The following is a 5,489-nucleotide window of genomic DNA, read 5'->3' as shown; positions in this document are numbered from 1 at the left end:
TAGACAGTATATAGCGTTAGACCATACGCCAGCATGAAAAATGTCCATTACACCGGCTTTTTTGCTTGAGCCATAATAAATACGGTCATCTAACTTCCACTCCTCTATGAAGCATCCATCAGACTTGGCATCTATTAACAGCGCCTACTTGTATCGATTATTAATACGCACAGGCTTACTCTTCCTTATGTGTGCTGATGACCAGCATCGTAATAACTGGAGTAACAAACAAGATGGCACTAAGAACTTCGCCACCTACAATTTGATCTAACGTGTTCACCTATTGGTGATTGAGTTAAATCACCAATAAGTGCAACTAAACGATATTGGGAAACACCGCTTAGTTACGTCCATAGATAGGTTTTTCTTTCAAAAAACCTAGTTTGGAAAGCCCCTTTTATCGAGGCGTGTACAGTAAAAACATGGCTAATTAACCACATTTGGCTTACCTTGAAAAACGTCCAATTCCAGATTGTCCTGTAAATAACTTTTCTTGGAAAGCCCCGTATGACGAGGCGTACACAGCAAACACGACATTAATTGTCGCACTTACATATTTGGATAGTTAGGACCACCACCGCCTTCAGGTGTTACCCAGGTGATGTTTTGTGCAGGGTCTTTGATATCGCAGGTTTTACAGTGCACGCAATTCTGTGCGTTAATGACAAATTTGGCCCCTTCCTCATCTTTTACTACTTCATAAACGCCAGCTGGGCAATATAAACGCGCAGGTTCAGCATATAGAGGTAGATTGATAGAAACGGGTACGGTTTCATCCGTTAGTTTCAGATGTGTTGGTTGATCCTCAGCATGGTTGGTATTAGAGATGAATACTGATGACAGCTTATCAAAAGTTAGTTTACCATCAGGCTTTAGATAGGTGGGCTGATAAGCATGGTTTGCACGCTCTAGCTGATCGTAGTCAGGGGTGTTGTCATGTAAGGTAATAGGCATTTTACCTTGTAATAAGTTGTGCTCGATAAAGGTAAACGCACCACCCATGAACAGACCCATACGATGAATCGCAGGCGAGAAGTTACGTGATTCATAGTTGTCTTGATACAGCCAAGATTCCTTGTACATGGTGGTATAGACAACCACTTCGTCGTGTTGACGATCAGCTTTCACTGCTTCATAAATCGCTTCGGCAGCGAGCATGCCAGACTTCATGGAAGTATGCGTGCCTTTGATTTTAGCAGGGTTTAAGAAACCAGCATCATCACCGACCAGCACACCACCTGGGAAGGTGAATTTTGGTAATGAGTTTAAGCCACCTTTCGTTAGAGCGCGTGCACCGTAAGAGATGCGTTTACCACCTTCTAATACTTGTTTGATGACAGGGTGCGTTTTTAGGCGCTGCATTTCGTCAAATGGTGACATATACGGATTATGGTAGGACAAGTCAGCGACGAGACCAAAGCTCACTTGGTTGTTTTCGTCGAAGTACAACCACCAGCCTCCAGTTGATCCGGTTTCGGTCAAGGGCCAGCCCAGACCGTGCATGACGACACCTTGCTCATGCTTTTCAGGCGCAACTTCCCACAGTTCTTTTAGACCAATACCGTAATGCTGAGGATCAGAATCCTTGTCTAAGCTGAAACGGCTGATCAGGCGTTTACCCAAATGCCCTCGGCTACCTTCGGCAAAAATAGTGTATTTGGCGAGCAGCTCATAACCGGGTTCAAAGCTAGGCTTGGCTTCGCCATTGGCAGCTACGCCCATATCGCCAGTCAAAATACCACGAACCGAACCATCGTCGTTGTACAAGATGTCATCAGCAGGGAAACCTGGGAACATCATGACTTCGAGCTCTTCTGCTTGTACTGCCAACCAGCGAACCACATTACCCAGCGAGACGATATAGTTTCCTTGATTGTGCATGGGAGCTGGGATGAGGGAATCCATCACTTTGGTCGAGCGAGTGGCTGAGTTTAGATAGTAGAAGCGATCTTCGGTCGCAGGGACATTAAGTGGTGCACCTTTTTCTTTCCAGTCGGGTATCAACTCGTCTATGGCGCGTGTCTCGATGACAGCTCCAGACAAGGTATGAGCACCGAACTCAGAGCCTTTTTCAACCACGCACACCATGAATTCATCATTACCAGCTTCGATAGCGAGTTGGCGTAGGCGTATGGCAGCTGATAGACCTGAAGGTCCACCGCCGACGATGATGACATCAAACTCCATGGACTCACGCTCTATTTCAGGCTCTGCAGCTTGTGTGTTTTGCTCTGCTGTCTCTAGTTCTACCGCGTCTGTCGCTGCGGTATCAGTATTGATGGCTGGCTTTTGATCGTCTTGCTCTTGCATACCTACTCCTAAACTTATGGTGGCTTATCTCGGGGCATCATTAGCTGAACAATTGAATGATAGACTTGTGGCGCTAACGTCACTCGATATATGGCTGCCCGATAAAAACTGTCTTTCCAACATCAATAAACCATGTTGCTGTTGAGAGCAGTTTACTTAAAAATGTCGATGACAAACCAAATGTGCTGATGTGTCATCGATATAATACCCACTGGACCATTTAAATAAAAAAACGTTACTCATTATAAAATAAAAGTACTACAAACACGATACGCATTTCTGAGTATCGGTGTTAAGGTATTATCAAGGTAACGGATATACGAGGAAGATCTAAGGGCATCGTCCTTGAAACTAACATTTATAGTAATAATAGGTTTACCAAACTTTGGATATTGGGTAAAGGATTATATGATGAATGACGACAAAAACGAAGTCGATACGAATCAGAAAAAAAGCGTGAAAGCGTCCAACGGTAGGGCGTCCAACCTAAATGATATTGATGCGCTAAGCCAGTATCTAAAGTCGGAAGCGGGCGCGCGCGAGGGTCGCGCCATACCACCACTAGAAAAGTGGCATCCAGAGCATGTCGCTGATATGGATTTTGTGATTAAGGCGAACGGAGAATGGTGGCATGAAGGTGGAAAGATGACCAGAGAGTCATTGGTGAGTCTGTTTGCGACTATCTTATGGAAAGAAGAAAGTAACGGCGTCACTGAGTATTTCTTGAAGACGCCAATGCAAAAAATTCGTATCCAAGTCGAAGATGCCCCGCTATTGGTAAACGATGTGGGTATTGTTGAGGAAGAAGGTAACCGTTGGTTGGAATTTACGACGACCACTGGCGATGTCGTACGTTTAGACGATGCGCACAGAGTGATATTAAAGGCGTATAATCCTAAAGAAAGTAATCACACCGCTGACGATGGGATATCTGCCAATACCAAAAATGACTTGAAAGAAGTAGACCAATCACAAGTGCGTCCTTATATCCTAGTTAGGAATGGATTGATGGCACTTATCGGCCGCAATACTTTTTATCATTTGGCTGAAATTGGCGAATTGACAGAAAAAGATGGTGAAACGATACTCACGTTGCAAAGTGGTGGCCAGTACTATCCGCTATCGATGCCAACCAATTAGGGTGCGCCTTCAACTATCCCGATAGCAAGAGGCGCTCTATCAATAGCAGTCGACGCAATAAAATAAGTAGTATAAAAAATTGTATAAACATTGAGCGTTATAAAGAAAACAATATGTGTATAAAAGCGGCAGTACAGTGATGGATACCACCACAAATGACATGACAGAGGTATGTAGAAACAAGGTGTGTAAAAACAAGGTGTTTGATACAAAGTCTGTCAACGCTACGGCAACCAATCATGCTGCTAGCAATGATTCTATTAACGATGATGCTGTCGTTAGTAGGATTACCAGTCATAAAGATCGTAACGCGCCAATAGGCTTGTTTGATTCTGGCGTTGGAGGCTTATCAGTTTATCTGCACTTAGCACAGCAGCTGCCATCTGAGCGTTATATCTACTACGCGGACACATTAAATGTACCCTACGGCAATCGTGAGAGTGAAGATATTGAAACTTTAACGCTCTCAGCAGTAGCATGGCTGTACCAACAAGGTTGTAAGCTAATAGTCATCGCGTGCAATAGTGCTTCAGCCTATGCGTTGGAGATGGCGAGACGCTACTATCCGCAATTGCCTATTGTGGGTCTAGTGCCGGCTTTGAAACCAGCAGTGTTGGCCAGTAACAGTGGCCATGTGGCTGTATTGGCGACCAAAGCAACCTTGAATGGTACTTTGCTAAGCAACGTCATTGACAACTTCGCGCGCCCCAGCAATGTGGAAGTCGTCAAGTATTTCGACCCACAACTGGTTCCATGGGTAGAAGCTGGTATGCCAGAGCAGGATGAAACGGCTCAACGGTTACGTCTTCAGCTTGCAGTATTTTCTGATGTTGGGGTTGATCAGCTGGTGCTAGGGTGTACGCACTATCCATTTTTCAAGGCGTTTTTATTAGACGAGATCGCACGACAGGAATTATCCATCCAAGTCATCGACTCTGGTCAAGCAATCGCTGAGCGCGTCAAACAGCTGCTGTTTGCCAAACAACTTTTTGCAGTCGCTGGCGATGATGGCTATAATGAATCTCCAGAAGCTATTGACGATTCGAGTTTTAAAGGAAGGACTATCAGTAGCAGTGCTCGAAATCCCTTAATTTTCTATGCAACCAGATATGATAGTAAACTGGGTGATTTGATAAGACGGTTGCTTGGTAAAGAGACAGTCCTGCACCATCATACTCAAGGAATATTGCCGATGTTACCTTAGCTGGTCGGGTCACTATTTTATTTATACCGTACTACCTACCAAATTCTCATTAACATCATATGATTAAAATAAAGAAATATATCTTTGTAGGTTTACGATAGTTTGTGCCACCGAGAATAGTCGTGTTAACGCATCCTATTCAATATCTATTTATGAAATCACCAAAGTTTAGAGGTGTTCGTGCCAAACTATCGCTATCATATTCACGTTATATGCGCTGACAATGACCAGCTACTGGTATTGGACAACCTAGCGATATTTTTTCAGACGAGTGCATTTTTAACTTATGATGTGTCGAGTCAACTGCCAAAGGCATCGTTGTATGGCCGACGCTGCATAGATTCTTGCAACTACGCATTGATGGTTATTGGCGATAGCTACGGCACAGTGCAAAGAACAGGCGTTAGCCAAATGCATTTGAGTTATCTTAACGCCAAAGCCAAAACTAAACCTTTAGTAATTTTGATCAAAAACCATTGTCCAAATAGCAACATCAGCAGAGAGCTAAAAGAATTTATTGGCTTTGTGACCAAACAAGATAATCAGATATATTATTACGATACGGCAAATGATATCGAAAAACTATTGGGTCAAGCGCACCACAATACTGTTGCTAATCGTGAGGTCATACGTGGCTGGGTGAAAGCAAGTAGCCAGGAGAGTGAGCTTAGCAACAAAACAGTAGACCAAAAACTGATTAACGTCGACTTCAAACACAACTCCAGAAGCAACACTCATGTCAAGATTGGAAAGGCCAGTAAACCCATCGCATTGATGCAAAAATTTAACATTTTACCGCAGAAATCCCCTACCTCTAAGGTAGTGGGATGAATGC

General features: G+C 43.8%; 4 protein-coding genes. 3 read left to right on the top strand and 1 reads right to left on the bottom strand.

Annotation, left to right across the window (positions count from 1 at the left end; genetic code table 11):
- Nucleotides 1-549 precede the first annotated feature (549 nt).
- A complete protein-coding gene (locus L0J61_RS08825) occupies nucleotides 550-2,187 on the bottom strand; it encodes an electron transfer flavoprotein-ubiquinone oxidoreductase (protein WP_301466078.1) in 1,638 nt (545 codons plus the stop codon).
- A 534-nt stretch (nucleotides 2,188-2,721) separates the two neighbouring features.
- Between L0J61_RS08825 and L0J61_RS08820 the strand changes: the two genes are divergently transcribed.
- The 3 genes from L0J61_RS08820 to L0J61_RS08810 all read left to right on the top strand — a co-directional run bounded on the left by L0J61_RS08820 (nucleotide 2,722) and on the right by L0J61_RS08810 (nucleotide 5,485).
- A complete protein-coding gene (locus L0J61_RS08820; RefSeq protein WP_301466077.1) occupies nucleotides 2,722-3,450 on the top strand; it encodes a DUF1285 domain-containing protein in 729 nt (242 codons plus the stop codon).
- A gap of 139 nt (nucleotides 3,451-3,589) precedes the next feature.
- A complete protein-coding gene (gene murI, locus L0J61_RS08815) occupies nucleotides 3,590-4,654 on the top strand; it encodes a glutamate racemase (RefSeq protein ID WP_301466076.1) in 1,065 nt (354 codons plus the stop codon).
- Between the two features lie 180 nt (nucleotides 4,655-4,834).
- On the top strand, nucleotides 4,835-5,485 hold the full coding sequence (locus L0J61_RS08810) for a hypothetical protein (protein WP_301466075.1): 651 nt from the start codon (nucleotides 4,835-4,837) through the stop codon (nucleotides 5,483-5,485).
- Nucleotides 5,486-5,489 lie beyond the last annotated feature (4 nt).

The organism is Psychrobacter sp. (genome assembly GCF_030457785.1).
In the GTDB taxonomy this organism is placed as follows: Bacteria; Pseudomonadota; Gammaproteobacteria; order Pseudomonadales; family Moraxellaceae; genus Psychrobacter.
Note: the sequence above shows the minus strand (reverse complement) of the source record. Positions and strands in the feature narration are given on the sequence as shown.